At 60.7% G+C, this 23,225-nt stretch carries 22 protein-coding genes; 13 read left to right on the forward strand and 9 right to left on the reverse strand.

All coding sequences use genetic code 11. The annotated features are described in order from the left end of the window. Window positions 1–75: 75 nt before the first annotated feature. The 4 genes from ACQ4OE_RS15955 to ACQ4OE_RS15970 form a co-directional block, all read right to left on the reverse strand. Complete coding sequence (locus ACQ4OE_RS15955) at window positions 76–1,827, reverse strand: molecular chaperone (protein ID WP_430947181.1); 1,752 nt, start codon at window positions 1,825–1,827, stop codon at window positions 76–78. A gap of 69 nt (window positions 1,828–1,896) precedes the next feature. Further along, the gene (gene asd / locus ACQ4OE_RS15960) at window positions 1,897–2,757 is read right to left on the reverse strand and encodes an archaetidylserine decarboxylase (RefSeq protein WP_007915786.1); all 861 of its coding nucleotides are present in this window, start codon (window positions 2,755–2,757) and stop codon (window positions 1,897–1,899) included. Between the two features lie 18 nt (window positions 2,758–2,775). Next, window positions 2,776–3,591: a thiosulfate sulfurtransferase gene (rhdA, locus tag ACQ4OE_RS15965; protein ID WP_122593826.1), complete on the reverse strand. Its 816-nt coding sequence runs from the start codon at window positions 3,589–3,591 to the stop codon at window positions 2,776–2,778. 42 nt (window positions 3,592–3,633) lie between these two features. Beyond that, the gene (locus ACQ4OE_RS15970; protein ID WP_430947182.1) at window positions 3,634–5,172 is read right to left on the reverse strand and encodes an HDOD domain-containing protein; all 1,539 of its coding nucleotides are present in this window, start codon (window positions 5,170–5,172) and stop codon (window positions 3,634–3,636) included. A 166-nt stretch (window positions 5,173–5,338) separates the two neighbouring features. Between ACQ4OE_RS15970 and motA the strand changes: the two genes are divergently transcribed. Both motA and motB read left to right on the forward strand, forming a co-directional pair. Then, window positions 5,339–6,190: a flagellar motor stator protein MotA gene (gene motA, locus ACQ4OE_RS15975; RefSeq protein ID WP_007915795.1), complete on the forward strand. Its 852-nt coding sequence runs from the start codon at window positions 5,339–5,341 to the stop codon at window positions 6,188–6,190. A 3-nt stretch (window positions 6,191–6,193) separates the two neighbouring features. Next, window positions 6,194–7,270, forward strand: a complete 1,077-nt coding sequence (gene motB / locus ACQ4OE_RS15980) for a flagellar motor protein MotB (protein ID WP_430947183.1) — start codon at window positions 6,194–6,196, stop codon at window positions 7,268–7,270. A 42-nt stretch (window positions 7,271–7,312) separates the two neighbouring features. Here motB and ACQ4OE_RS15985 read toward each other — a convergent pair whose 3' ends face one another. The 4 genes from ACQ4OE_RS15985 to rsgA form a co-directional block, all read right to left on the reverse strand. Further along, on the reverse strand, window positions 7,313–7,798 hold the full coding sequence (locus ACQ4OE_RS15985; protein WP_122593823.1) for a toll/interleukin-1 receptor domain-containing protein: 486 nt from the start codon (window positions 7,796–7,798) through the stop codon (window positions 7,313–7,315). Then, entirely contained in the window at window positions 7,798–8,757 is a 960-nt protein-coding gene (locus ACQ4OE_RS15990; RefSeq protein WP_430947184.1) for a caspase family protein, read from the reverse strand. The genes ACQ4OE_RS15985 and ACQ4OE_RS15990 overlap by 1 nt, the downstream gene beginning before the upstream one ends. A 2-nt stretch (window positions 8,758–8,759) precedes the next feature. Continuing rightward, on the reverse strand, window positions 8,760–9,167 hold the full coding sequence (locus ACQ4OE_RS15995) for a TIR domain-containing protein (RefSeq protein WP_122593821.1): 408 nt from the start codon (window positions 9,165–9,167) through the stop codon (window positions 8,760–8,762). A gap of 211 nt (window positions 9,168–9,378) precedes the next feature. Further along, window positions 9,379–10,410, reverse strand: coding sequence for a small ribosomal subunit biogenesis GTPase RsgA (gene rsgA / locus ACQ4OE_RS16000; protein ID WP_430947185.1), 1,032 nt, complete (start codon window positions 10,408–10,410; stop codon window positions 9,379–9,381). Window positions 10,411–10,516: 106 nt separating this feature from the next. On the opposite strand from rsgA, the gene orn reads away from it, so the two are divergent. After that, on the forward strand, window positions 10,517–11,059 hold the full coding sequence (gene orn, locus ACQ4OE_RS16005) for an oligoribonuclease (protein ID WP_430947186.1): 543 nt from the start codon (window positions 10,517–10,519) through the stop codon (window positions 11,057–11,059). Between the two features lie 85 nt (window positions 11,060–11,144). Next, entirely contained in the window at window positions 11,145–11,756 is a 612-nt protein-coding gene (locus ACQ4OE_RS16010; protein ID WP_095120635.1) for a trimeric intracellular cation channel family protein, read from the forward strand. On the opposite strand, the gene queG is transcribed toward ACQ4OE_RS16010, so the two are convergent. After that, window positions 11,714–12,817, reverse strand: a complete 1,104-nt coding sequence (queG, locus tag ACQ4OE_RS16015; RefSeq protein WP_430947187.1) for a tRNA epoxyqueuosine(34) reductase QueG — start codon at window positions 12,815–12,817, stop codon at window positions 11,714–11,716. The two genes, ACQ4OE_RS16010 and queG, sit on opposite strands and share 43 nt — an antisense overlap. A 63-nt stretch (window positions 12,818–12,880) precedes the next feature. On the opposite strand from queG, the gene ACQ4OE_RS16020 reads away from it, so the two are divergent. The 9 genes from ACQ4OE_RS16020 to hflC all read left to right on the forward strand — a co-directional run bounded on the left by ACQ4OE_RS16020 (window position 12,881) and on the right by hflC (window position 22,961). After that, the gene (locus ACQ4OE_RS16020; RefSeq protein WP_430947188.1) at window positions 12,881–14,380 is read left to right on the forward strand and encodes an NAD(P)H-hydrate dehydratase; all 1,500 of its coding nucleotides are present in this window, start codon (window positions 12,881–12,883) and stop codon (window positions 14,378–14,380) included. After that, a complete protein-coding gene (gene tsaE / locus ACQ4OE_RS16025; protein ID WP_430947189.1) occupies window positions 14,368–14,838 on the forward strand; it encodes a tRNA (adenosine(37)-N6)-threonylcarbamoyltransferase complex ATPase subunit type 1 TsaE in 471 nt (156 codons plus the stop codon). Before ACQ4OE_RS16020 ends, tsaE begins: the two co-directional genes overlap by 13 nt. After that, window positions 14,839–16,269, forward strand: coding sequence for an N-acetylmuramoyl-L-alanine amidase (locus ACQ4OE_RS16030; RefSeq protein ID WP_430947190.1), 1,431 nt, complete (start codon window positions 14,839–14,841; stop codon window positions 16,267–16,269). It abuts the gene before it with no gap. An 8-nt stretch (window positions 16,270–16,277) separates the two neighbouring features. Next, window positions 16,278–18,179, forward strand: coding sequence for a DNA mismatch repair endonuclease MutL (gene mutL / locus ACQ4OE_RS16035; RefSeq protein WP_430947298.1), 1,902 nt, complete (start codon window positions 16,278–16,280; stop codon window positions 18,177–18,179). After that, window positions 18,179–19,150 (forward strand): tRNA (adenosine(37)-N6)-dimethylallyltransferase MiaA, encoded by a 972-nt coding sequence (miaA, locus tag ACQ4OE_RS16040; RefSeq protein WP_430947191.1) that lies wholly within the window; start codon window positions 18,179–18,181, stop codon window positions 19,148–19,150. The genes mutL and miaA overlap by 1 nt, the downstream gene beginning before the upstream one ends. A 95-nt stretch (window positions 19,151–19,245) precedes the next feature. Beyond that, on the forward strand, window positions 19,246–19,506 hold the full coding sequence (hfq, locus tag ACQ4OE_RS16045; protein ID WP_007902656.1) for an RNA chaperone Hfq: 261 nt from the start codon (window positions 19,246–19,248) through the stop codon (window positions 19,504–19,506). Between the two features lie 12 nt (window positions 19,507–19,518). Then, entirely contained in the window at window positions 19,519–20,820 is a 1,302-nt protein-coding gene (gene hflX, locus ACQ4OE_RS16050; protein ID WP_122593812.1) for a ribosome rescue GTPase HflX, read from the forward strand. Window positions 20,821–20,916: 96 nt separating this feature from the next. Then, on the forward strand, window positions 20,917–22,092 hold the full coding sequence (gene hflK / locus ACQ4OE_RS16055; protein ID WP_430947192.1) for an FtsH protease activity modulator HflK: 1,176 nt from the start codon (window positions 20,917–20,919) through the stop codon (window positions 22,090–22,092). After that, the gene (gene hflC / locus ACQ4OE_RS16060) at window positions 22,092–22,961 is read left to right on the forward strand and encodes a protease modulator HflC (protein ID WP_122593810.1); all 870 of its coding nucleotides are present in this window, start codon (window positions 22,092–22,094) and stop codon (window positions 22,959–22,961) included. The genes hflK and hflC overlap by 1 nt, the downstream gene beginning before the upstream one ends. Window positions 22,962–23,225: the final 264 nt, after the last annotated feature.

The following is a 23,225-nucleotide window of genomic DNA, read 5'->3' on the forward strand; positions in this document are numbered from 1 at the left end:
CGAGCAGGCTCGCTCCCACATTTGAAATGCATTTAACTGTGGGAGCGAGCCTGCTCGCGAAGGGCGCGCCTCGGTCTAGAGCGATTTCCACAACGAATCAAAATCCTCCTCGCTCGCGCCATTCTGCGCGGTCTCCAGCGAGCGGTAAGCAAACTGATTGAAACTGTGCGTACTTGATACCCGCCGATCCAGCCCGGCGCGGTGTTCTTCGCCTTGGGTGTTGATCAGCACTTTGCTGCCTTCCTGAAAGGGCAGGCGCGGCGCGAGTAACGTGGCCGGCACATCGATCGCACTGATCTCCGGCAGTAACAAACCGCGCAAATACTGGCTGTGATCGTCCCGCGAGCGCACCAGTTGCAGGCCGCACGGCTGCGCATGCGGCGCCACCAGTTCGATGCCCATTTGCGTGCCGCCGCCGCGCACCTGACGAATCCAGCGGATCACCGCAATGCTCCAGCCCAGACTGGCGCTGTCCTGAATGCCGAGCATTTCCCCGGACTGCAACTGCGCAGGTACCTCATCTGGCCACGCCAGACAATAACCGCCGGGGCTGTGGTTGATCACCGGCAAGGCGTAGGTCGGGTAATGCGGCGTGCGGTCGGGGCTGTTGTCGTCCTCGACCAATTGGTCGTACTGGATTTCTTCGTAGGGCAAAAACTCATCGTTGCTCTGCGGCGCCGCATCGAACGCCTGGCTCCAGCTGTCCTTTTCACCTTGGGCCACGGCGTTGCTGAAATTCGCCGCTCGGGCAACGGGATGCTTGAGCATATCGCTGAAACTGCGCTCGCCACCGAGATAGAAGTGCAGGGCACTCATACCGACGCAGACGATCAGACTGCCCTGTCCCACGGTGCGCTGGAAACTGCGTTCCGCCGCCTCGCCCCACGTGGCATGCAAGTGTTGCAGGGTGTCGAAACTGAGCCCCGTCGGGATCGGCAAAGGCGTCGAGGTGTCCTGATGCTGCAAGTGCGCTTCGAGGGTGTTCACCAGCGGTTGCGGATCAAAGCCGAGCAATCCGGCCTGCTGCTCGCTGCGAAACATGTTGCGATATCGCGGCCCGGCATCGATGTCTGCGCTGACCGCAAACAAGCCATCGTCGGAACGCGCAGGGTGCAATTTGAGCAAGGCACTCCACGGTTCAAGCACTTCGGCGAGGCGAGCGATCTGGTTCTGCCGCAGCTGATTGCAGCGCGCGCTGCCCAGCAGCAGGGCGGCGATGTAGGTCTGTTCCGGACTCAACTCCGTGGTCAGACTGGCCAGGTCGTCATGCACCCGCCGCTGTTGCAACTGCAATTCACACGCTGTGCGGTATAGCTGATGAAGTTCGAACCACAGGTGGTCCGGCGGCGAACTGTACAGTTGCGTGGCGCGCACCAGTTGTCCCTTGAGGGCGTGAGTCGCGCGTTGCAGGGCGGTGCCGAGCAACGCCGCGCGATCCTTGCTGTATTTCGGCGCAATGCGCAGCACGATCTGTTTGTAGCCGATCGCCAGATGACTTTGCAGCGCCTGACACAGATTACTGATTTTGCGCGAGCGTTCGTCGAGCATGATCGCCTGATGCAGAAAGTGCCGCTCCAGATGCTGGCAGACGAAGTAAACCTCGGGGCGCAGCAGTTCCAGCAACTGCAGACGATTGTCGCTGGGGGTGAGCAATTGATTGAGTTCGCCCAGGCCTTGATACAGCAGGCGGGCGGTTTCGCCGATATTGGCCTTGGGCAGGCCGGCGATCCAGCGCTTGAGGTCGCGCGGCGTCGCTTCGCAAAACGACAGGCGCGGCTGACTCGGGGTCGGCGCACGTAGCGTTGGGGCGGATATGGTTTGGCTCATGCCAAAAACCATAGCAGCAAATAGGGCAATTTGCGGGAACAGCGCCAGGCTGCTCCCGCAAAGCCTGCTTTACGCTTTTGGCAGTGCCAGGCCTTGGCCCATCTGCACGGGCGAACCGGCAGCGAGTTCTTCAGCCCATTTCACTTGATCCGGGCCGAACAGCACGATGGCGGTCGAGCCCAGTTTGAAGCGGCCCAATTCAGCACCTTTCTCCAAGTGGATCGGCGCACGTGCGGCTTCGTCGTAGCGGAAGGTTTTCAGCTCACGCTTCGGCGGCGTGACCAGACCGGCCCACACGGTTTCGATCGAAGCGACGATCATCGCGCCGACCAGCACCACAGCCATCGGGCCGCGCTCGGTGTCAAAGATGCACGCCACGCGCTCGTTGCGAGCGAACAGTTCCGGGACGTTTTCCGCGGTGGTCTGGTTGACCGAGAAGATCCGGCCCGGGATGTAGACCATTTCGCGCAGGGTGCCGGCCAGCGGCATGTGCACGCGGTGGTAGTCCTTCGGCGACAGGTAAATGGTGGCGAAGTCGCCGCCCATGAACGGCGCCGCGTTGGCCGCATCACCGCCGAGCAGTTCGAGCACGCTGAAGCTGTGGCCCTTGGCCTGGAACACGCGGCCGTGTTCGATCGGGCCGAGCTGGCTGACCGCACCGTCGGCCGGGCTGAGGATCGCGCCCGGGGTTTCGTCCAGTGGACGTGCGCCGTCTTTCAGGGCGCGAGTGAAGAACGCGTTGAAGTGCTCGTAAGCGGTCAGGTCTTCGACCAGTGCTTGCGACATGTCCACTTGATAACGCTTGGCGAACCACTGGGTGAACGCATTCTTGAACCAGCGCACGCGGCACTCGGCAACGCAGCCGGCCAGGCGCGACAGCAGGTGATGCGGCAGCAGGTACTGACTGAGGATAAACAGACGCTCTTTCATTAGTTGTCCTTAAAAACCTTAAATCTCGACAGGCGTGTCAGGGTGGTTGCCCCATTCGCCCCAGGAACCGGCGTAGCCCTTGACCCGCGGATAACCGAGGGACTTGGCCACCAGATAAGTGAAGCCCGACCGGTGATGGGTCTGGCAGTGGGTAATGATTTCTTTGTCCTTGGTGATCCCGAGGTCTTCGAGGATCTGCGGCATGTCGGTACGGATCCGCAGCTGACGCGCCTTGTCCATGCCCGCCGTCCATTCAAAGTTGACCGCGCCGGGGATGTGCCCGGCCTTGGCGGCCAGCACTTTCTCGCCGGAGTATTCCAGCGGCCCGCGCGCATCCCAGATCGCCAGATCGGCAGCACCGAGACGGCTTTGCAGGTATTCGCGGGTCGCGGTCGGCTCGTCGTGCAGGGTCAGCGGCAAAGGCCCGCCGATGGCTGCCGGCACCTGGATCGACATCGGCATGCCATCCGCCAGCCATGCTGGCAGACCACCGTCTATATAGTGGTACTTGTCGTGACCGATCACGTCGAGCAGCCAGATAAAGCGTCCGGCCCAGCCGCCGCCTTCATCGTCATAGACGACGTAGACCGCGTCCTTGCGATGGCCCAGCTCACCGAACAGCGCTTCCAGATCGGCTTTGGCGGGCATCAGGCCCGGCGCCGGCGGTTGGCCGAGCTGGGTGCGTTTCGGGTCGACAAAGCGTGCGCCGGGGATATGGCCCTCGGTGTAACGCGCAGGACTGGTCAGGTCCACCAGAATCAGTTCGCCGGACTCCAGGCGCGGGAGCAGGTCGCTCGGTTCGATGACGAGCGGCAAGCCAGAGAAGTCAGACATGTGAGGTCTCCAGAGCACAAAGGGGAGGATTGTAGCGCAGCCTCATCGGCCACGGCTGCTAAAGCTGTGCAGGGCTTTTTCAATGCACTGCGCGGTTTTGCCAAAGGCTTGCACGGTGATGTCGGCGAACGGCCCGCCGCCCTGATCGGCGACGACGATCATGATCACCCGGCCATTGTTGACCAATGAACGCAGGAACAGGTGCTCACCGCGAAACAGCGTGCGCAGGCTCGGCGGCAGCAGGGCGGAAAACTGGGCGTTGTTGTCTGGATTGATGCGCACCTGTGCCTGTTGCGCGAGCAGGCGCTGCAGCACGCTGCTCTGGCCGACGGCGAACGTCAGCGCCGCGGCTTCTTTTGGCAAACCGTAAGTTTGCTGTACGCGCAGACTGGTTTGAGTGCGATCGGCCATCAGGATCATCACCCGGCGCATGCCGCTGGCGGCCAAGGCATCGCGGGCGGCGACGGTCAGGCTCATCGCATTGGTGAAGCGGCTTGGCTCGGCAAGCAGCTCGGCGCATTGCTTGCGCCATTGTCCCAGGTCTTCAGTGGAGGGCGCAGCGGCCGGCAACATGCCTGCCGGCAAGCGCCGCGTGCCCCACGGCCACAGCAGCGAAACCGCCGGGTGCCACAGATCCGGCATCGCATGGTAACGGGCGCTGTAGGCGGCTTGCTGGTGCAGTTGTTGCTGCACTTCATCCATCGAAATCTGCAGATACAGGCTGGTCAGGTACTGCCAGCGCTCGCTGTGCGGACTGTCCCAGGCTTGTTGCGCCGACAGCGCCAGACCGTTGGCCAGCAGCACGGTGTTGGCCGGCTGATTGAGCCAGCGGCGCAGGGTCGGGTCATCGTCGAGGCGGTTTTGCTGGCGCAGCGGGTGTTCGCTGTCGCGGGCGATGCGCAGCACTTTAACCAGCTCGCGCTGTTCGCTGAGCAGCAGTTTGTAACCCTGCTGCACCCAGATCGGCAGATGCCAGGCCTCGACCAGCCCTTCAGCGATTTTCAGCAGGCGCACACCGAACAACTGCTTTTCGACCATGCGCGCCGATTCGCCCTTGTGGATAACCCGCAACTCCCATTCTTCGAGCAACTGCGGAAAGGTCAGCGCCATTGGCCACAGCGGCGAGAGAAACAACAGGCTGCCCCAATGAATGTCCTGCCACAGCCGCGCCAGCCGACTGGCGAAAAAACCGTTGGCCTGTTGCGTCGCGTGCTGGCTGATCATTTGCAACTGGCGCAGGGCCTTGGGGATTTGCATCTGCGGTTGGGCAGGCAGGCGCGCGAGCAATTCTTCGGTGCGGGCAAGGCCCAGACGGTTGATGGCGACCTCGAGATTTTCCGCCGGCGCGGCCATGGTGCCGTGGGTGTGACGATTCGCCTCACGGATGATGCTCAAGGCCAGCGCCGGGCTGTCCTGCATCAGGTCGGCGATGTCGCGCAGAGAACTGCGGTTATCGCGGATGGCCCGGCAGACTTTGTCGTGAGCCTCTTGCGGCACGGGCAATAGGACGCTGTCGAGCAGCTTGACCCAACCGGCGAGGGTGGTCGGTTTTGCGTGTGGGACGTTCGTTTCATTAGCCATGTCTGGACGGGATCTTCACTGACTGTAGACGCGCCCGGCATGGGCTAAATTGGCTTTTCGCCTGAACTGGCTATAGTCTGGCGCAGTTTTGCCGATAAGTAGAAGAAGAGATTTTTTAACTTCCGAATATGACCTTGAACCCGACTTAAATAAGTACTTTCTACCTATGGCTAAAATTATCGGCATCATCGTCGTATTCGCGAGCGTGCTCGGCGGATACGTGCTCTCCCACGGCAAAATTGCCGCCCTGATCCAGCCTTTCGAGGTGTTGATCATCGGTGGTGCGGCACTGGGTGCATTCCTCCAGGCCAACCCCGGCTACATGACCATGCACGTGCTCAAGAAATCCCTGAGCATGTTCAGCTCGCGCTTCAGCCACACCTTCTATCTTGAAGTGCTTGGCCTGATCTACGAGATCCTCAACAAGAGCCGCCGCGAAGGCATGATGGCCATCGAAGGCGACATCGAAGACGCCGCCGCGAGCCCGATTTTCGCCAAGTACCCGGCGGTGCTGAAAGACGAGCGCATGACCGCGTTCATCTGCGATTACCTGCGCATCATGTCGTCCGGCAACATGGCCCCGCACGAGCTGGAAGGCTTGTTCGACATGGAGTTGTACAGCCTTAAGGAAGACCTCGAACACCCATCGCATGCAGTGAACGGCATTGCCGACGCCATGCCGGGTTTCGGTATCGTCGCGGCGGTACTCGGTATCGTGGTGACCATGGCCTCGCTGGGTGAGGGCGATCAGAAGTCCATCGGCCTGCACGTGGGTGCGGCACTGGTGGGTACCTTCTTCGGTATTCTCGCGGCGTACGGTTTCTTCGGCCCATTGGCGCATTCCCTGGCCCACGATGCCAAGGAAGAACTGAACGTCTACGAAGCCATCAAGGCCTCGCTGGTCGCTTCGGCTTCCGGCATGCCGCCATCGCTGGCGGTCGAGTTCGGTCGCAAGGTGCTCTACCCGGCCCACCGTCCAAGCTTTGCCGAGCTGGAACAAGCCGTTCGCGGTCGCTAAGTCATGGAAAATAATCAGCCGATTATCATCAAGCGCGTCAAGCGCATAGCCGGCGGGCATCACGGCGGGGCGTGGAAAATCGCCTTCGCCGACTTCGCCACGGCGATGATGGCGTTCTTCCTGGTGTTGTGGCTGTTGTCCACCGCGACGCCTGAGCAGAAGATCGCCATCGCCGGTTACTTCAAAGACCCGGTCGGCTTTTCCGAAAGCGGCACGCCGTACATTATCGATTTGGGCGGCACGCCGACCCTGGCGCCGGAAAACACCCTCAACCCTGAGGTGAAATCCCAGCCGCAACCGGACAAGGTCACCGTCGACACCGAACAAGTCGAAGGCATGGCCGAGCAGGTCGAGAAGGAACGTCTGGAGCTGCTCCTGCAAGAACTGCAAAACAAGGTCGACGAAAACCCGCAACTGCAGAAATTCAAGGATCAGATCCTCTTCGAGATCACGCCGAACGGCTTGCGCATCCAGATCATGGACGCCGAGAACCGGCCGATGTTCGACTCCGGTTCGGCACGCCTGAAGCCGTACTTCGAAGACATCCTGCTGGCCATGGCCGACACCATCAAAGCGGTGCCGAACAAGATCAGTATCAGTGGCCACACCGACGCCAAGCCTTATATCGGCACTGGCGACTACGGCAACTGGGAGCTTTCGGCCAACCGTGCCAACGCCGCACGTCGTGCCTTGGTTGCCGGCAGCTATCCGGATGCACAGGTAGCGCGGGTCGTCGGTTACGCCTCGTCGGCGCTGTTCGACCGGGAAAACCCGTTCAACCCGGTCAACCGTCGCATCGACATCGTCGTGCTGACCAAGAAGGCCCAAGCGGCCATCGAAGGTGCGCAAGGTGCAGACGCTGCGACGCCAGCGGATCAAGGCCAGAACGGCGCCGCTCCGGCGACGCCGGTTGACCCGAACGCACTGCCGGCGGATCAGCAACCGGTGCCTGCACACGAGTTGCGCGAACGCTTGAACCTGTTCGACGACGCCGCACCGAAACCGGCGGCACCGGGGAGTGCGGCGCCAGCGCCAGCCACTCCGCCAGCCACTGCCCCGGCCCCCGCGCCGAAGCAGTGACCGACAAAAAAGCCGACAGCGATGTCGGCTTTTTTGTGCCTGTCAGAACCCGCGCCGGATCCGATTCTTCAGTTGTTCGTGGAACACTTCGGCATTGCGTTTATAGGTGCCACTGAAGGATTCGTTACTCGAATCCAGCACAATCGAGCGCTTGCTCGACACCTCTTCACGATACGCGTCGATAAAGAAATTCAGATCACTGTCCGTGCTCAGCTTCGGCCACTTGTCCAGGTACAACGGCAATTCCGCCGGGCCGGTCTTGAACGAGCAGATCCGGCGGTTGCTGATGGTCGCTTCGCCAATTTCGAATGGCACCCACCACGACAATGCAGTCTTTTCCGACACCACCGCCAGCAGGTGCGTGCATTCGGTGATGTTGCGGGTGATGACCCCGGTGATGTCGTCAGTGGTTTGTGATTCCGGGTCGAGCACGTCGAGGTAGGTTTTGATGTTGGCCTGGATCAGGCGGCTGTTGATGGCGATCGCGTGCGCGCGATCCATGTGGCGGTAGCTGATAAAGACGGGCATCAGAAATGTCCTTTGATTGCGAGTTCGCGGTAGTAGGCGCCGAGGGCGGTGAGGCGGCAGCCGGTGGAGTTGATCGCCGCGTAATACATATGCTCGGCGTCGACCGGCTCGATCAGACTGTGGCGGTTGCACTTTTGCAGTTGCGCGAAGATCTCGCCGTGCTCCGGATCGAAGCTGGCTTCGGTCGGCTCGTAGCTGGGATCGAGCGGGTAGGTCGATTCGGCTTCGGCGAACCATTCGGGCAGTTTGCGCAGGATCTCCTTCGGGATCAGCGGCGAGACTTCCCGCAGGGAAATGAACTGCGAGACATTGGTCTTGAACACCGGACGTTGTTCCCAGGCGTCGAGTGCGTTATCGACAAAGGAATACAGACTGCCGGGCGTGATCTTGCCGAGAATGTTCGCCGCGCCGCCGTGCAGGGCTTGGAGCAGCAGCCCGGTGAATACACCGTGCTGCGCGCCCTCCATCGCCGGTTCTTCCTTTTTGCACGCGGTCAGAATGGTCATGCCTTCGCCGACCATGCTGCTTTCGCTGCGCAAGGCCCGCACCTCACCGGCGGCGCCGCTTTGGCAGCAATCGAGGATGATCACTTTGTTTTTGATGCGCGTGGCTTTGCTCGCCCAATTGAGAATATCGCTGATGCGGATGCCGTCCTTGGTGCTGCGATAATCCTGGGGCAGCAACATGCCTTCGTCATTGTCGTTATCGAAGCCGCCATGGCCGGCGAAGTACAGCAGGGCGACGTTGCAGTCGCCGGAAAACAGCTCGCGGATCTGGTCTTCGAGCATCTCCCGACCCAAGTGATCCTCAGCGGACGTCAGCACGATGTTCTTGAAATTTGGATCGCCATTGGCGTCGGTTTTCAACACCGAAGCCATGGCCATGGCGTCGTTGCTGCAGCCGCTCAGGCGCGAAATGTGTTTGTAGTCGTTGATCCCTATAAACAGTCCCTTGCGCATGATCAGGCCGCCGTGTGCAGGCGGATCGCGCCGACGATGCTGTTGGTGTTCCACGCGCATTCGGCGTGTGCGGCGTTACGCACTACCGTGGAAATCCGCTCGGCACCGAAGGGTTTCACCGCAATGATCACCTTGCCCAAACGCTTGGCGATCTCGATTTCCTTGTTGATCCACTTGCTGTAAGTCGAATACATGCCCGCCATGATCAGCACCGCCGAACACGGGCGAATCTTGTTCTCGATGGCTTCTTCAAGCTGCCTGTCGTTCAGCGCGCCCATGATCGGGTTGTGTGTCGGCACGGAAAAATTCTTGTAGGTGAAGGTCGGATGAGCACTGAGCAGGCGCACCAGATTGTCGTGGGCGTGGGAGTAGTTCCACGAATGGCTGATGAACAAATGGTAGGTTTGCATGGGGTTCCTCGGAGGTCGCGGGATGCGAGAGAGGAATCCGATGGTAGGCCTCTGGAGAGCGCCTACAAGGGCTGCTCGGCAAACCAGAAATGCCCTGCAAGCAGACGTGCAAAGTCCTACAGGAAAGACCGATGTTTAACAGGAGGGAGGTTTTGTCAGGCGAGATCCGACATCCGGCAGCACCTGGGGAAGGTGCCGCCGGCGCAGATGTTTAGTAACCGTTTTCCGGCAGGCTGGCGATGATCGAGCGGTAGCTGTTCATCCGTTGCTGCTGCACGCGGCCGTCTTCGAGTGCCTTGAGCAGCGCACAACCCGGTTCGCGGTCGTGCTTGCAGTCGCGGAAACGGCAAGTGCCGAGCAAATCATTGAACTCGATGAAACCGGCTTCAACGTCGGCACGGCTGACGTGGCCGAGGCCGAATTCACGAATACCCGGGGAGTCGATCAGTTCGCCACCGCCGGGGAAGTGGAACAGCCGCGCGGTGGTCGTGGTGTGCGTGCCCTGACCGGACAGTTCGGACAACGGCCCGACGCGGGTTTCGACTTCAGGCAGCAGGCTGTTGACCAGCGACGACTTGCCGACGCCGGACTGGCCGACGAACACGCTGATGCGCCCGTCGAGCTGCTGTTGCAGTTGTTCCATGCCGTTGCCGTGGTGCGCCGACACTTCCAGCACCGGATAACCGAGCGTGCGGTACACCGCCAGCAACGCGTTGAGCGCCGGGGCGTTCTGCTCGTCGATCAGGTCGAATTTGTTCAGCAACAACAACGGACGGATGCCAGCGTGTTCGGCGGCGACCAGATAGCGGTCGATCAGGTTGGCATGCGGCTCGGGCAACGGGGCGAAGACGATGACGATCATGTCAACGTTGGCCGCTACCGGCTTCAACTGGCCGCGGCTGTCCGGACGGCACAGTTCGGTGGTGCGCGGCAATTGCGCGACGATCACACCGATGCCTTGGTTGCCGGCACGCCAGACGACGGTGTCGCCGGTGACCAGTGCTGGCAGGTTGGCGCGCAAGTGGCAGCGGAAGACCTGGCCGGCCTGATCACCGTCAGTGGCCTCAACCTCGACCTGCACACCGAAGTGGGCGATCACCAGGCCGGTCTGTTCCGGGCCCAGGTCGCCGCCCTCAAGGGCTTCGACAGCCGAGGACTCGCGTTTGGCGGCGCGTGCGGCGCGCTCGCCTTGAATTTTTTCGATGCGCCAGTTTTGACGACGATTGAGTTGGCGTTTGGCCATGGGTGTTCCGTCTGAAGAATGCAGCGATTAGGTAAAACGGCCGCGAGTTTAGCACGCCCGGCCACCGGCCTAGGCTAAACTGCGCGCATTGCCTAGGAGCCCAAATATGCAAAACCCGCAGAATCTGATCTGGATCGACCTGGAAATGACCGGTCTGGACCCGGACAACGACGTCATCATCGAAATGGCCACTATCGTCACCGACAGCGACCTGAATACATTGGCCGAAGGTCCGGTGATCGCCATCCATCACAGCGACGAAGTGCTCGCGCGCATGGACGAGTGGAATACCCGCACCCACGGCAACTCTGGCCTGACCCAGCGCGTGCGCGACAGCCGCATCAGCATGGCCGAAGCCGAAGCCGAGACCATCGCATTCCTGGAAAAATGGGTGCCGAAGGGCAAGTCGCCGATCTGCGGCAACAGCATCTGCCAGGATCGTCGCTTCCTTTATACCCACATGAAAGGGCTGGAAAGCTACTTCCACTATCGCAATCTTGACGTCTCCACGCTCAAGGAACTGGCCGCACGCTGGGCGCCGGACGTACGCGAAAGCTTCAGGAAGGGCAGCACCCACTTGGCGCTGGACGACATTCGCGAATCGATCGCCGAGCTGCAGCATTATCGCAAGCACTTCATCAAGTTCTGATGCGGCGTGAGTAAGGGGGGCTCGTCCCCTTTTGGTGCCGTCGCGAAATGGCTAGACTGCGCGCCTTCCTGCCTGGATCGCCACCATGTTGCTGATGCTCTATCTGATCGCCATCACCGCTGAAGCCATGACTGGCGCGCTGTCTGCCGGCCGACGCGGCATGGACTGGTTTGGTGTGGTGCTGATCGCCTGCGTCACGGCGTTGGGCGGCGGTTCGGTGCGCGATGTGCTGCTCGGGCACTACCCGCTGACGTGGGTAAAACACCCGGAATACCTGGTGCTGACCTCGGTCGCAGCTATGTTCACCGTGTTCACCGCACGCTGGATGCGTCATTTGCGCTCGCTGTTTCTGGTGCTCGACGCCGTCGGCCTGGTGGCGTTCACGCTGATCGGCTGCATGACCGCGCTGGAGATGGGCCACGGCATGCTGGTCGCGTCGGTCAGCGGCGTGATCACGGGCGTGTTCGGCGGCATCCTCCGGGACATCTTCTGCAACGACATTCCGCTGATCTTCCGCCGAGAGCTATACGCCAGCGTCTCGTTCGCGGCGGCGTGGTGCTACATGCTTTGCCTGTATCTGAATGTGCCGAGCGAGCAGGCGATTTTGATCACGTTGTTCGGCGGCTTTCTATTGCGCCTGTTGGCGATCCGTTTTCACTGGGAAATGCCCAAGTTCGTGTACAACGACGCGCCTTGACGTTCAGCATGCTGCTTCAATGCCCACTCGACGTGTTCTTGCACCAGCTCTGAAGGATAGTTGCGCCGCGCCTTCAAGGCTTCCAGCACCGGAATGCTCGACGGCGCGTTACCCAGTCCAACCGCCAGATTGCGCAACCACCGCTCATACCCGGCGCGGCGCAGCGGCGAGCCTTCGGTGCTGCTGAGAAACTTTTCTTCATCCCACAAAAACAGCTCGGCCAGTTCAGCATTGTCGAGATTGTGCCGTGGCTTGAAGTCGCTTTCGCCGGAAGGTTTGGCGAAACGGTTCCACGGGCAGACGATCTGGCAGTCGTCGCAGCCGAACACGCGGTTGCCGATCAGCGGTCGCAAATCTTCGGGGATCGCGTTTTTCAATTCGATGGTCAGGTAGGAAATGCAGCGGCGCGCGTCCAGCACGTAGGGGCCGACGAATGCGTTGGTCGGGCAGATATCGAGGCACGCAGTGCAGCGGCCGCAGTGTTCGGTGATGTGTGGCTCATCCACCGGCAACGGTAGATCGACAAACAGTTCGCTCAGGAAGAAATAACTGCCAGCCTTGCGGTTGAGTACCAGGGTGTTTTTGCCGATCCAGCCCAGCCCGGCCTGCTCGGCGATGGCTTTTTCCAGCACTGGCGCGCTGTCGACAAAGGCACGGAAACCGAACGGGCCGATCTCGGCCTGAATCTTGTCGGCCAATTGTTGCACGCGTTTACGGATCAATTTGTGGTAATCGCGGCCCAAGGCATAACGCGATACGTAGGCTTTTTCCGGTTGCGCCAAACGCTTGGCCATTTCGGTATCGCCCGGCAAGTAGTCCATGCGCAGCGAAACCACGCGCAACGTGCCCGGCACCAATTCTTCCGGGTGCGAGCGTTTGCTGCCGTGGGCGCCCATGTAATCCATCTCGCCGTGGTAGCCGGCGGCGAGCCAGCGCTGCAGATGCTGCTCATGCTCGGCCAGATCCAGGCCGCTGATGCCGACTTGCTGAAAGCCCAGCTCGCGGCCCCAATCCTTGATCGATTGGGCGAGGGCGGGCAGGTCTGTGGTGATGGCGGACATGAGGCGAGAGAAACCGGAGCTGAGGTGCGTATAATTCTGCCAGACATCGGAGCCCGAAGACGCATGCCGCACACGAAAGATGAATTACCCGACGCGCTGTATGGCGCCGCACAGGTGCGCGAACTTGATGCGCGGCTGATCGCCGCCGGCACGCCTGGCTTCGAATTGATGCAGCGAGCCGCTCATGCGACATGGCGCGCGCTGGTTCGGCAATGGCCGTCGGCGACCGAACTGACGGTGCTGGCCGGGCATGGCAACAACGCGGGTGATGGTTATATGGTCGCGGCGATGGCGCAGCGGGCCGGCTGGAAGGTGCAAGTATTAGCGGTCGGCGATCCGCAACGTTTGCTGGGCGATGCGCTGTTGGCCCATGCCGAGGCGTTGGCTGAGGGTGTCGCGGTGCAAGGCTGGCGAGCTCAGAGCGAACTGCGCGGGGTCATCCTCGATGCCTTGCTCGGCACTGGCCTGAACGGTGAGGTGCGCGAGCCTTACGTCTCGGCAATCAACGCCATCAACGGCAGCGGGTTGCCGGTCACGGCCGTCGATATTCCTTCTGGATTAAGCGCTGACACTGGGCACATGCTCGGTGTCGCCGTGCGGGCCGATCTGACGGTGACCTTTATCGGTTTGAAAATTGGTCTGTTCACCGGTGACGCGGCGGACCATGTCGGCCAATTGGTATTTAACGATCTGCAGGCCAGTGCCGACATCTATCGTGACATTCCTGTCATCGCCCGACGGCTCAACACGGCTAACCTTCCGAGATTGGCGGCGCGAGCTCCAACGTCGCACAAGGGCCGGTTCGGCCATGTGCTACTGATCGGCGGCGATCACGGGTTTGGCGGGGCAATTCTGCTCAGCACCGAAACGGCCCTGCGCAGCGGCGCGGGCATGGTGTCGCTGGCAACCCGTCCTGAACATATTCCGGCAGCGCTGACGCGAGTGCCGGAAGCCATGGCGCTCGGAACCTCGTCGGCCAATCAGTTGATGGGTTTGCTGGAGAAAGTTTCTGTGCTGGTGGTGGGGCCGGGGTTGGGGCAAGCCAGTTGGGGGCGGGCGCTGTTGTCAGCTGCCGCCAATGCCGCGCTGCCGCAAGTCTGGGACGCTGACGCGTTGAACCTGTTGGCCAGTGGCCTGGTCGAGTTGCCCAAGGATTGCGTGATCACGCCGCATCCGGGCGAAGCGGCGCGGTTGCTGGAAGTGAGCACGGCGCAAGTGCAGGCTGATCGTCCGGCCGCCGCGTTGGCATTGAGCAAGAAATATGCGGCGGTTGTCGTGCTCAAAGGCGCCGGCAGCCTGATCGCTCATCCCGATGGACGTCTGGCCCTGTGTCACCAAGGTCATCCGGCCATGGCGACCGCCGGGCTGGGTGATGTGCTGGCCGGCTTGACCGGCGCACTGCTGGCGCAAGGCATGGACGGCTTCGAGGCCGCTTGCCTGGCGGTTTGGCTGCACGCCAATGCCGGCATGCAACAAGGGAATTTGGGCCGTGGGCTGGCGGCCAGTGATCTGATTCCAGTCATTCGTCAGTTGTTGGAGGAGCAAACACCGTGTCTGAAGTAACCCTGTACCTGGCCGATGAACAGGCCATGAGCGACTTTGGTGCACGGATCGCCCGCGTGACCCAGGGCCATGGTCTGATTTTCCTTGAAGGCAATCTGGGGATGGGCAAAACCACGTTGTCGCGAGGGATCATTCGCGGGTTGGGCCACGTCGGTGCGGTAAAAAGTCCGACCTTCACGTTGGTCGAGCCCTACGAGATCGGTGACGTCCGCGCCTTCCACTTCGACCTTTATCGACTGGTCGATCCGGAAGAACTGGAGTTCCTAGGCATCCGCGACTATTTCGAAGACGATGCGATGTGCCTGATCGAATGGCCCGATAAAGGTGCAGGCTTTTTGCCAAAGCCTGACCTGACCATTACCATTAGCCCGCAAGACAGCGGGCGTTCGCTGAAAATTTTCTCCCAGGGCTCGCGTGGCGAGGCCTGGTGTGCCGCTTTGGCGTTGGAATCCAATTAGATGATGGGGTTAGGTATGCGCTTTCGCGCGATGGTAGCTGCCGCTGGACTGATGTTGATGGCAGTAACTGTCAACGCTGTGGCCGATTCAAAGGTCAACAGCGTGCGCCTGTGGCGTGCGCCGGATAACACGCGACTGGTCTTCGACCTGAGCGGCCCGGTGCAGCACAGCGTTTTCACCCTGACCGCGCCGGATCGGCTGGTGATCGACATCAATGGTGCCACCCTCGGTGCGCCGCTGAACGTGCAGACCGCGAACACGCCGATCACTGCGATGCGCTCGGCCCAGCGTACGCCGACCGACCTGCGGGTGGTCATCGATCTGAAAAAAGCCGTCACCCCGAAAAGCTTCTCGCTGGCGCCGAACGCGCAGTACGGCAACCGCTTGGTGGTCGATCTGTTCGACAACGCGGCCGACGCCGCGCCGCCGCCTGCGCCAAGCCCGAAAGTCGCGACGGTGCCGGCAGTGCCGGTAACGCCGACCGAACCTTCGATCAAGTTGCCGCCAGCCCCGGCGGGCAAACGCGACATCATTGTGGTGATCGACGCCGGTCACGGTGGCGAAGACCCGGGTGCGTCCGGCTCGCGCGGTCAGCGTGAGAAAGACGTGGTGCTGCAAATCGCCCGCGAATTGCAGCGTCAGGTCAACGGCATGAAAGGCTTCCGCGCCGAACTGACCCGCACCGGCGACTATTTCATCCCGCTGCGTGGCCGTACCGAAATCGCCCGCAAGAAGGGCGCCGACCTGTTCGTTTCGATTCATGCTGACGCCGCACCGTCTGCGGCAGCCTTCGGTGCCTCGGTGTTTGCCCTGTCTGATCGTGGCGCCACGTCGGAGACTGCCCGTTGGCTGGCGGACAGCGAAAACCGTTCCGACTTGATCGGCGGTGCCGGCAACGTCAGCCTCGATGACAAGGACCGCATGCTCGCGGGTGTGCTGCTCGACCTGTCGATGACTGCGTCGCTGACCTCCAGCCTCAACGTTGGCCAGAAAGTCCTGACCAACATCGGTCGCGTGACGCCGCTGCACAAACAGCGCGTGGAGCAGGCCGGGTTCATGGTGTTGAAGTCGCCGGACATCCCGTCGATCCTGGTTGAAACCGGGTTCATTTCCAACGCCAACGAAGCGAACAAGCTCTCGGCCTCGGGCCACCAGCAAGCGCTGGCGCGTTCGATCAGCAGCGGCGTGCGCCAGTTCTTCCAGCAGAACCCGCCACCGGGCACCTACATCGCCTGGCTGCGTGATTCCGGCAAGATCGCCCAAGGCCCGCGCGACCATCGCGTCGGCCCGGGCGAAACCCTGGCGATGATCGGTGTTCGCTATCAGGTGTCGCCGGCCACATTGCGCAGCGCGAACAACCTGAAAAGCGATGAGCTGAAAGTCGGCCAGCACCTGACCATTCCTGGCACCGAACTGGCGTCCAAAGAATGAACGAAGTGTTGAGCGCCGCCGCCCGCATCGAACTGCTCAGCCCACGGCTGGCGAACCAGATTGCCGCCGGTGAGGTGGTTGAACGCCCGGCTTCGGTGATCAAGGAGTTGCTGGAAAACAGCCTCGACTCCGGCGCCAAGCGCATCGATGTCGATGTCGAGCAGGGCGGCGTCAAGCTGCTGCGGGTGCGTGATGACGGCAGCGGTATTTCCGCCGATGACCTGCCGCTGGCCCTGGCTCGTCACGCCACCAGCAAGATTCGTAATCTGGAAGACCTCGAACAGGTGATGAGCCTTGGTTTTCGGGGTGAAGCACTGGCGTCGATCAGCTCCGTGGCGCGTCTGACCCTGACCTCGCGCACCCGTGGTGCCGATCAGGCTTGGCAAGTCGAGACCGAAGGCCGTGACATGGCGCCTCGGGTTCAGCCAGCAGCGCATCCGGTCGGCACGTCGGTGGAAGTCCGCGACCTGTTCTTCAATACCCCGGCGCGGCGCAAATTCCTCAAGACTGAAAAAACCGAATTCGATCACCTGCAAGAAGTGATCAAGCGTTTGGCGCTGGCGCGTTTCGACGTGGCGTTCCATCTGCGCCACAACGGCAAGACCATCCTCAGCCTGCACGAGGCTCATGATGATGCGGCTCGTGCCCGGCGTGTGGCGGCGATCTGCGGTTCGGGTTTCCTTGAGCAGGCGCTGCCGATCGAGATCGAACGCAACGGCTTGCACCTGTGGGGCTGGGTCGGTTTGCCGACCTTCAACCGCAGTCAGGCTGATTTGCAGTATTTCTTTGTGAATGGCCGTGCGGTGCGCGACAAACTGGTCGCCCACGCCGTACGTCAGGCCTATCGCGACGTGCTGTTCAACGGCCGTCACCCGACGTTTGCGCTGTTTTTCGAGGTGGATCCGGCGGCGGTCGACGTCAACGTGCACCCGACCAAACACGAAGTTCGCTTCCGTGACGGGCGCATGGTGCATGACTTCCTTTATGGCACGCTGCACCGCGCCTTGGGCGATGTGCGTCCTGAAGATCAGCTCGCCGCTTCAGTCACCACCGCCGTCGTCCGCCCAACCGGGCTCGATGCCGGTGAGTTCGGCCCGCAGGGTGAAATGCGTCTGGCGGCCAATGCGCTGCTGGAGCAACCGCAGGCGCAACCGGCGTTCAATACCTCGTCCGGGGCCAGCGCTGGCGGCGCTTATCAGTATCAATACACGCCGCGGCCGCAGTCGGCGGTGCCGCCGGCTGCGGAGGCGCAAGCCGCCTATCGCGAGTTTTTCGCGCCGCTGCCTGAGGCCAATGCCAACGCATTGCCGGCCGGTCAGGAAGACATTCCGCCGCTCGGTTACGCGCTGGCGCAGCTCAAAGGCATCTACATTTTGTCCGAGAACGCTCAAGGCCTTGTGCTGGTGGACATGCACGCCGCCCACGAGCGGATCATGTATGAACGCTTGAAGATCGCCATGGCCAGCGAAGGCTTGAGCGGCCAGCCGCTGCTGGTGCCGGAGTCGCTAGCGGTCAGTCAGCGCGAGGCCGATTGTGCTGAAGAACACGCAGCATGGTTCCAACGCCTGGGCTTCGAATTGCAGCGTCTGGGTCCGGAAACCCTGGCGATTCGGCAGATTCCAGCCTTGCTCAAGCAGGCTGAAGCCAACCGTCTGGTCGGCGATGTACTGTCGGATCTGATGGAATACGGCACCAGCGACCGGATTCAGGCGCATCTCAACGAATTGCTTGGCACCATGGCCTGCCACGGCGCGATCCGCGCAAATCGGCGCCTGGCGCTGCCGGAAATGAACGGCCTGCTGCGTGACATGGAAAACACCGAGCGCAGCGGTCAATGCAACCATGGCCGACCGACCTGGACCCAACTGGGCCTGGACGATCTGGACAAACTGTTCTTGCGCGGTCGTTGATGAGCCAGCCCCCTCCAGCGATTTTCCTGATGGGCCCGACCGCTGCGGGCAAAACCGATCTGGCCATTGAGCTGACCAAGGTCCTGCCGTGTGAGTTGATCAGTGTCGATTCGGCACTGGTCTATCGCGGCATGGACATCGGCACCGCCAAGCCTTCGAAAGAACTGCTGGCCGACTATCCGCACCGCTTGATCGACATCCTTGATCCGGCGGAGGCCTATTCGGCTGCAGATTTCCGTCGCGATGCGCTGCAAGCAATGGCCGAAATCACCGCACGCGGAAAAATCCCGCTGCTGGTGGGCGGCACGATGCTTTATTACAAGGCGTTGGTCGACGGCCTGGCGGACATGCCGGCAGCCGATCCGGCCGTGCGTGCGCAGATCGAAGAAGAGGCTGCCCGCCTTGGCTGGCAAGCCTTGCACGATCAACTGGCAGTGATCGATCCGGTGTCCGCTGCACGGATTCATCCGAACGATCCGCAGCGCTTGAGTCGCGCGCTGGAAGTTTATCGAGTCAGCGGTCAGAGCATGACCGAGTTGCGCCAGCAACAATCTGCGCAAAGTACTGAAGCAGCCGCTTCGGGACTGCAACAATTGCCCTATACTGTCGCGAACTTGGCCATTGCCCCGGCAAATCGCCAGGTCCTGCACGAGCGCATTAAACAAAGATTCACAAATATGCTGGAACAGGGGTTCATTGACGAGGTCGTAGCCCTGCGTAAAAGAAGTGACCTGCATTCCGGGTTGCCGTCTATACGTGCGGTAGGCTACCGCCAAGTCTGGGATTATCTGGATGGCACGCTGTCGTTAGCTGAAATGCAGGAACGGGGCATCATTGCCACGCGTCAATTGGCCAAACGCCAGTTCACCTGGCTGCGCAGCTGGGAAGATCTGCACTGGCTGGACAGTCTTGATTGCGACAATCTGCCGCGCGCCTTGAAATACCTTGGGACCATCTCCATATTGAGCTGAGTCCTTGCAATTGCCGTCTATCCTTGGGGGTGTGACGGCCAAAGCCATCTGAATTACCTATTTTTTATTATTGAATCCTTAAAGGAGTGCGGCACATGTCAAAAGGGCATTCGCTACAAGACCCTTACTTGAATACTTTACGTAAAGAGAAAGTTGGGGTTTCCATCTATCTGGTCAACGGTATCAAACTGCAAGGCACGATCGAGTCGTTCGACCAGTTCGTGATCCTGCTGAAAAATACCGTGAGCCAAATGGTTTACAAACACGCTATCTCGACAGTAGTGCCGGTTCGTCCAATTCGTCTGCCTAGCGCAACCGAATCCGAAGCAGGTGACGCTGAGCCAGGTAACGCCTGATAGGAGTCTCCTTTGTTCTTTGAGCGCCACGGTGGTGGTGAACGAGTCATCCTCGTTCACTTGGATGGACAGGACCCTGAGGCGCGCGAAGATCCGCAGGAGTTTCAGGAATTGGCTAATTCGGCGGGTGCCGAGACCGTTGCGTTTTTTAACGTGCCGCGTCATCGGCCAACCGCCAAATTCCTGATCGGCAGCGGCAAGGTCGAGGAGTTGCGCGACCTGGTCAAGGCTGAAGAAGCCGATCTGGTGATTTTCAATCACATCCTCACGCCCAGTCAGGAACGTAACCTCGAACGTGTTTTCGAGTGTCGCGTGATCGACCGTACGGGTCTGATTCTCGATATTTTTGCCCAGCGCGCCCGTACCCATGAAGGCAAGCTCCAGGTTGAACTGGCCCAGCTTGACCACATGAGCACCCGGCTGGTTCGCGGCTGGACTCACCTTGAACGTCAAGGTGGCGGCATCGGCATGCGCGGCCCGGGTGAAACCCAACTTGAAACCGACCGGCGTTTGTTGCGGGTCCGCCTGCGCCAGATCAAGGGCCGGCTCGAGAAGGTGCGCAGCCAGCGCGAGCAATCGCGTCGCGGCCGATCCCGTGCGGACATCCCTACCGTTTCTCTGGTGGGCTATACCAACGCCGGGAAATCCACGCTGTTCAATAACGTGACCAAATCCGACGTCTACGCGGCTGACCAATTGTTCGCCACGCTGGATCCGACCCTGCGCCGTCTCGACATTGACGACCTGGGGCCGATTGTCCTGGCTGACACGGTAGGTTTCATTCGGCACTTGCCGCACAAGCTGGTCGAGGCATTTCGGTCTACGCTCGAAGAGTCGAGCAATTCCGACTTGCTGTTGCACGTGATCGATGCGGCAGAGCCGGATCGCATGTTGCAGATTGAACAGGTGATGGTGGTGCTGGGCGAGATTGGCGCCCAGGACTTGCCGATCCTCGAGGTCTATAACAAACTCGATTTGCTCGAAGGCGTTGAACCGCAGATCCAGCGCGATGAAAACGGCAAGCCTCAGCGGGTCTGGTTGTCGGCGCGAGATGGCAGCGGTCTGGAATTGCTTGAACAAGCCATCGCCGAGTTGCTCGGCAGTGATTTGTTTATCGGTACCTTGCGCTTGCCGCAACGATTCGCTCGACTGCGTGCGCAGTTCTTCGAACTCGGTGCGGTGCAGAAAGAAGAACACGACGAAGAAGGCATCAGTTTGCTGGCCGTTCGTTTGCCCCGGGTCGAGTTGAATCGACTGGTAAGCCGCGAAGGATTGCAGCCGATGGAATTCATCGAGCAACACACTTTGCAATAAAAGCCTGAAAAAGCGGTTGTGTCGTAACGGCAGGCATTCTGTAGCATTGGTCGGCGCGCCGTGGGTGCGTCTTTGCTTTATCAGATGGAGAGCGCTATGGCTTGGAATGAGCCGGGTGGCAACTCGAATAATCAGGATCCTTGGGGTGGCAAGCGCCGCAATAACGGCGACCGCAAGGGGCCACCAGATCTCGACGAGGCCTTCCGAAAGCTGCAGGAAAGCCTGAACGGGTTGTTCGGTGGTGGTAAAAAACGCGGTGGTGATGATGGCGGTGGCTCGGGCAGGAGTGGTGGCGGCTTCGGCGGTCTGCTCGGCATCGGCCTCGTCGTGCTGGCGGCTGTCTGGCTGTACAGCGCGGTTTACGTAGTGGACGAGCAGGAGCAGGCCGTAGTGCTGCGCTTCGGCAAGTACTACGAGACTGTCGGCCCGGGTCTGAACATCTACTTCCCGCCGATCGACAAGAAGTACATGGAAAACGTCACGCGTGAGCGTGCCTACACCAAGCAGGGCCAGATGCTGACCGAAGACGAGAACATCGTCGAAGTGCCGCTGACCGTGCAGTACAAGATCAGCAACCTGCAGGACTTCGTGCTGAACGTCGATCAGCCGGAAATCAGCCTGCAGCATGCGACCGACAGCGCCCTGCGCCACGTGGTGGGTTCGACCGCCATGGACCAGGTGCTGACCGAAGGTCGTGAATTGATGGCCAGCGAAATCAAGGAGCGTCTGCAACGCTTCCTCGATACCTACCGCACCGGTATCACCGTGACCCAGGTCAACGTACAGAGCGCAGCGGCACCGCGTGAAGTGCAGGAAGCCTTCGATGACGTGATCCGCGCCCGTGAAGACGAGCAGCGTTCGCGCAACCAGGCGGAAACCTACGCCAACGGCGTCGTGCCGGAAGCCCGTGGTCAGGCCCAGCGCATCCTCGAAGATGCCAACGGTTATCGCGACGAAACGGTCTCGCGCGCCAAGGGTGAGGCTGATCGCTTTACCAAACTGGTCGCCGAGTATCGCAAGGCACCTGAAGTCACCCGCCAGCGTCTGTACCTGGACACCATGCAGGAAGTCTTCAGCAACACCAGCAAGGTACTCGTGACCGGCAACAAGAACGGCCAGAGCAACCTGTTGTATTTGCCGTTGGACAAGATGATTCAGAACAATCCGGGTAGCAGTGGGCCGGTGACCGGTTCGGCCGCCGCCAGCAACAACACGGATGTCACGCCGCACGTCACTGACCTGCCGCAGTCGCGCACAAGGGAGACCCGCTGATGAGCAATAAATCGCTGATCGCCCTGATCGTTGGCGTCGTTGTGGTACTGGTTGGCTGGAACTGCTTCTACATCGTCGCTCAGACCGAGCGTGCGGTGCTGCTGCAATTCGGTCGTGTGGTTCAGGCCGATGTTCAGCCAGGCCTGCATGTGAGGGTGCCATTCGTTAACCAGGTGCGTAAATTCGACGCGCGCCTGATGACGCTGGATGCACCGACACAGCGCTTCCTGACCCTGGAAAAGAAAGCCGTGATGGTCGATGCCTACGCCAAGTGGCGCGTGAAAGATGCCGAGCGCTTCTACACCGCGACTTCCGGCCTCAAGCAAATCGCCGACGAGCGTCTATCCCGTCGTCTGGAATCCGGTCTGCGTGACCAGTTCGGTAAACGCACCCTGCACGAAGTGGTGTCGGGCGAGCGTGATGCGTTGATGGCTGACATTACCGCGTCGCTGAACAAGATGGCGGAAAAAGAACTGGGTATCGAAGTTGTCGATGTCCGGGTCAAGGCCATCGACCTGCCGAAAGAAGTAAACCGCAGCGTGTTCGAACGTATGAGCACCGAGCGTGAGCGTGAAGCTCGCGAGCACCGCGCCAAGGGTAACGAGCTGGCCGAAGGCATCCGTGCCGACGCCGACCGTCAACGCCGCGTGCTGCTGGCTGAAGCCTATCGTGAATCCGAAGAGGTTCGCGGTGACGGTGACGCCCAGGCCGCTGCGATTTATTCCAAGGCCTACGGCCAGGATCAGGAGTTCTACGGTTTCTACCGTAGCCTGCGCGCCTACCGTGAAAGCTTCGCGAACAAATCCGACGTCATGGTCCTCGACCCAAGCAGCGACTTCTTCCACTACCTGGAAAAAGCCAAGCCTTGATACGACGTTGACCTGAAACACTCCGCCCGGCGGCTAAAACCTCGGGCGGGGTGATCCTTTGGGAAAACGTGTGTATGATGCGGCAGCCGGGAAATTCCCGGCTTTTTTGCGTCTGCACGTTTGATTGCTGTTTTTTGTTGCAGACATCGGGTTGAATGGCCCGAGAGTAATTCGAGGAAAGTGATGGGCGAAGCCGGTAACAGGCCTTTCGCCGCGTCGTTCATGCGCGTGCGTTTTGAACGGACCGGTCATTTTCTGCTTCAC

Origin of the sequence: Pseudomonas sp. WC2 (assembly GCF_050586545.1) — a bacterium.
In the GTDB taxonomy this organism is placed as follows: Bacteria; Pseudomonadota; Gammaproteobacteria; order Pseudomonadales; family Pseudomonadaceae; genus Aquipseudomonas.

What these genes read in the sequence shown, in the direction of transcription:
- queG (WP_430947187.1), bottom strand. Translation starts at nt 12,817, where the DNA reads ATGTCCGCCATCACCACAGACCTGCCCGCCCTCGCCCAATCGATCAAG.
- hflC (WP_122593810.1), top strand. Translation starts at nt 22,092, where the DNA reads ATGAGCAATAAATCGCTGATCGCCCTGATCGTTGGCGTCGTTGTGGTA.
- hflK (WP_430947192.1), top strand. Translation starts at nt 20,917, where the DNA reads ATGGCTTGGAATGAGCCGGGTGGCAACTCGAATAATCAGGATCCTTGG.
- asd (WP_007915786.1), bottom strand. Translation starts at nt 2,757, where the DNA reads ATGAAAGAGCGTCTGTTTATCCTCAGTCAGTACCTGCTGCCGCATCAC.
- ACQ4OE_RS15995 (WP_122593821.1), bottom strand. Translation starts at nt 9,167, where the DNA reads ATGCAAACCTACCATTTGTTCATCAGCCATTCGTGGAACTACTCCCAC.
- ACQ4OE_RS16030 (WP_430947190.1), top strand. Translation starts at nt 14,839, where the DNA reads ATGATGGGGTTAGGTATGCGCTTTCGCGCGATGGTAGCTGCCGCTGGA.
- ACQ4OE_RS15985 (WP_122593823.1), bottom strand. Translation starts at nt 7,798, where the DNA reads ATGCCCGTCTTTATCAGCTACCGCCACATGGATCGCGCGCACGCGATC.
- motA (WP_007915795.1), top strand. Translation starts at nt 5,339, where the DNA reads ATGGCTAAAATTATCGGCATCATCGTCGTATTCGCGAGCGTGCTCGGC.
- ACQ4OE_RS15955 (WP_430947181.1), bottom strand. Translation starts at nt 1,827, where the DNA reads ATGAGCCAAACCATATCCGCCCCAACGCTACGTGCGCCGACCCCGAGT.
- ACQ4OE_RS15990 (WP_430947184.1), bottom strand. Translation starts at nt 8,757, where the DNA reads ATGCGCAAGGGACTGTTTATAGGGATCAACGACTACAAACACATTTCG.
- hfq (WP_007902656.1), top strand. Translation starts at nt 19,246, where the DNA reads ATGTCAAAAGGGCATTCGCTACAAGACCCTTACTTGAATACTTTACGT.
- ACQ4OE_RS16020 (WP_430947188.1), top strand. Translation starts at nt 12,881, where the DNA reads ATGCCGCACACGAAAGATGAATTACCCGACGCGCTGTATGGCGCCGCA.
- orn (WP_430947186.1), top strand. Translation starts at nt 10,517, where the DNA reads ATGCAAAACCCGCAGAATCTGATCTGGATCGACCTGGAAATGACCGGT.
- motB (WP_430947183.1), top strand. Translation starts at nt 6,194, where the DNA reads ATGGAAAATAATCAGCCGATTATCATCAAGCGCGTCAAGCGCATAGCC.
- rhdA (WP_122593826.1), bottom strand. Translation starts at nt 3,591, where the DNA reads ATGTCTGACTTCTCTGGCTTGCCGCTCGTCATCGAACCGAGCGACCTG.
- miaA (WP_430947191.1), top strand. Translation starts at nt 18,179, where the DNA reads ATGAGCCAGCCCCCTCCAGCGATTTTCCTGATGGGCCCGACCGCTGCG.
- ACQ4OE_RS16010 (WP_095120635.1), top strand. Translation starts at nt 11,145, where the DNA reads ATGTTGCTGATGCTCTATCTGATCGCCATCACCGCTGAAGCCATGACT.
- ACQ4OE_RS15970 (WP_430947182.1), bottom strand. Translation starts at nt 5,172, where the DNA reads ATGGCTAATGAAACGAACGTCCCACACGCAAAACCGACCACCCTCGCC.
- rsgA (WP_430947185.1), bottom strand. Translation starts at nt 10,410, where the DNA reads ATGGCCAAACGCCAACTCAATCGTCGTCAAAACTGGCGCATCGAAAAA.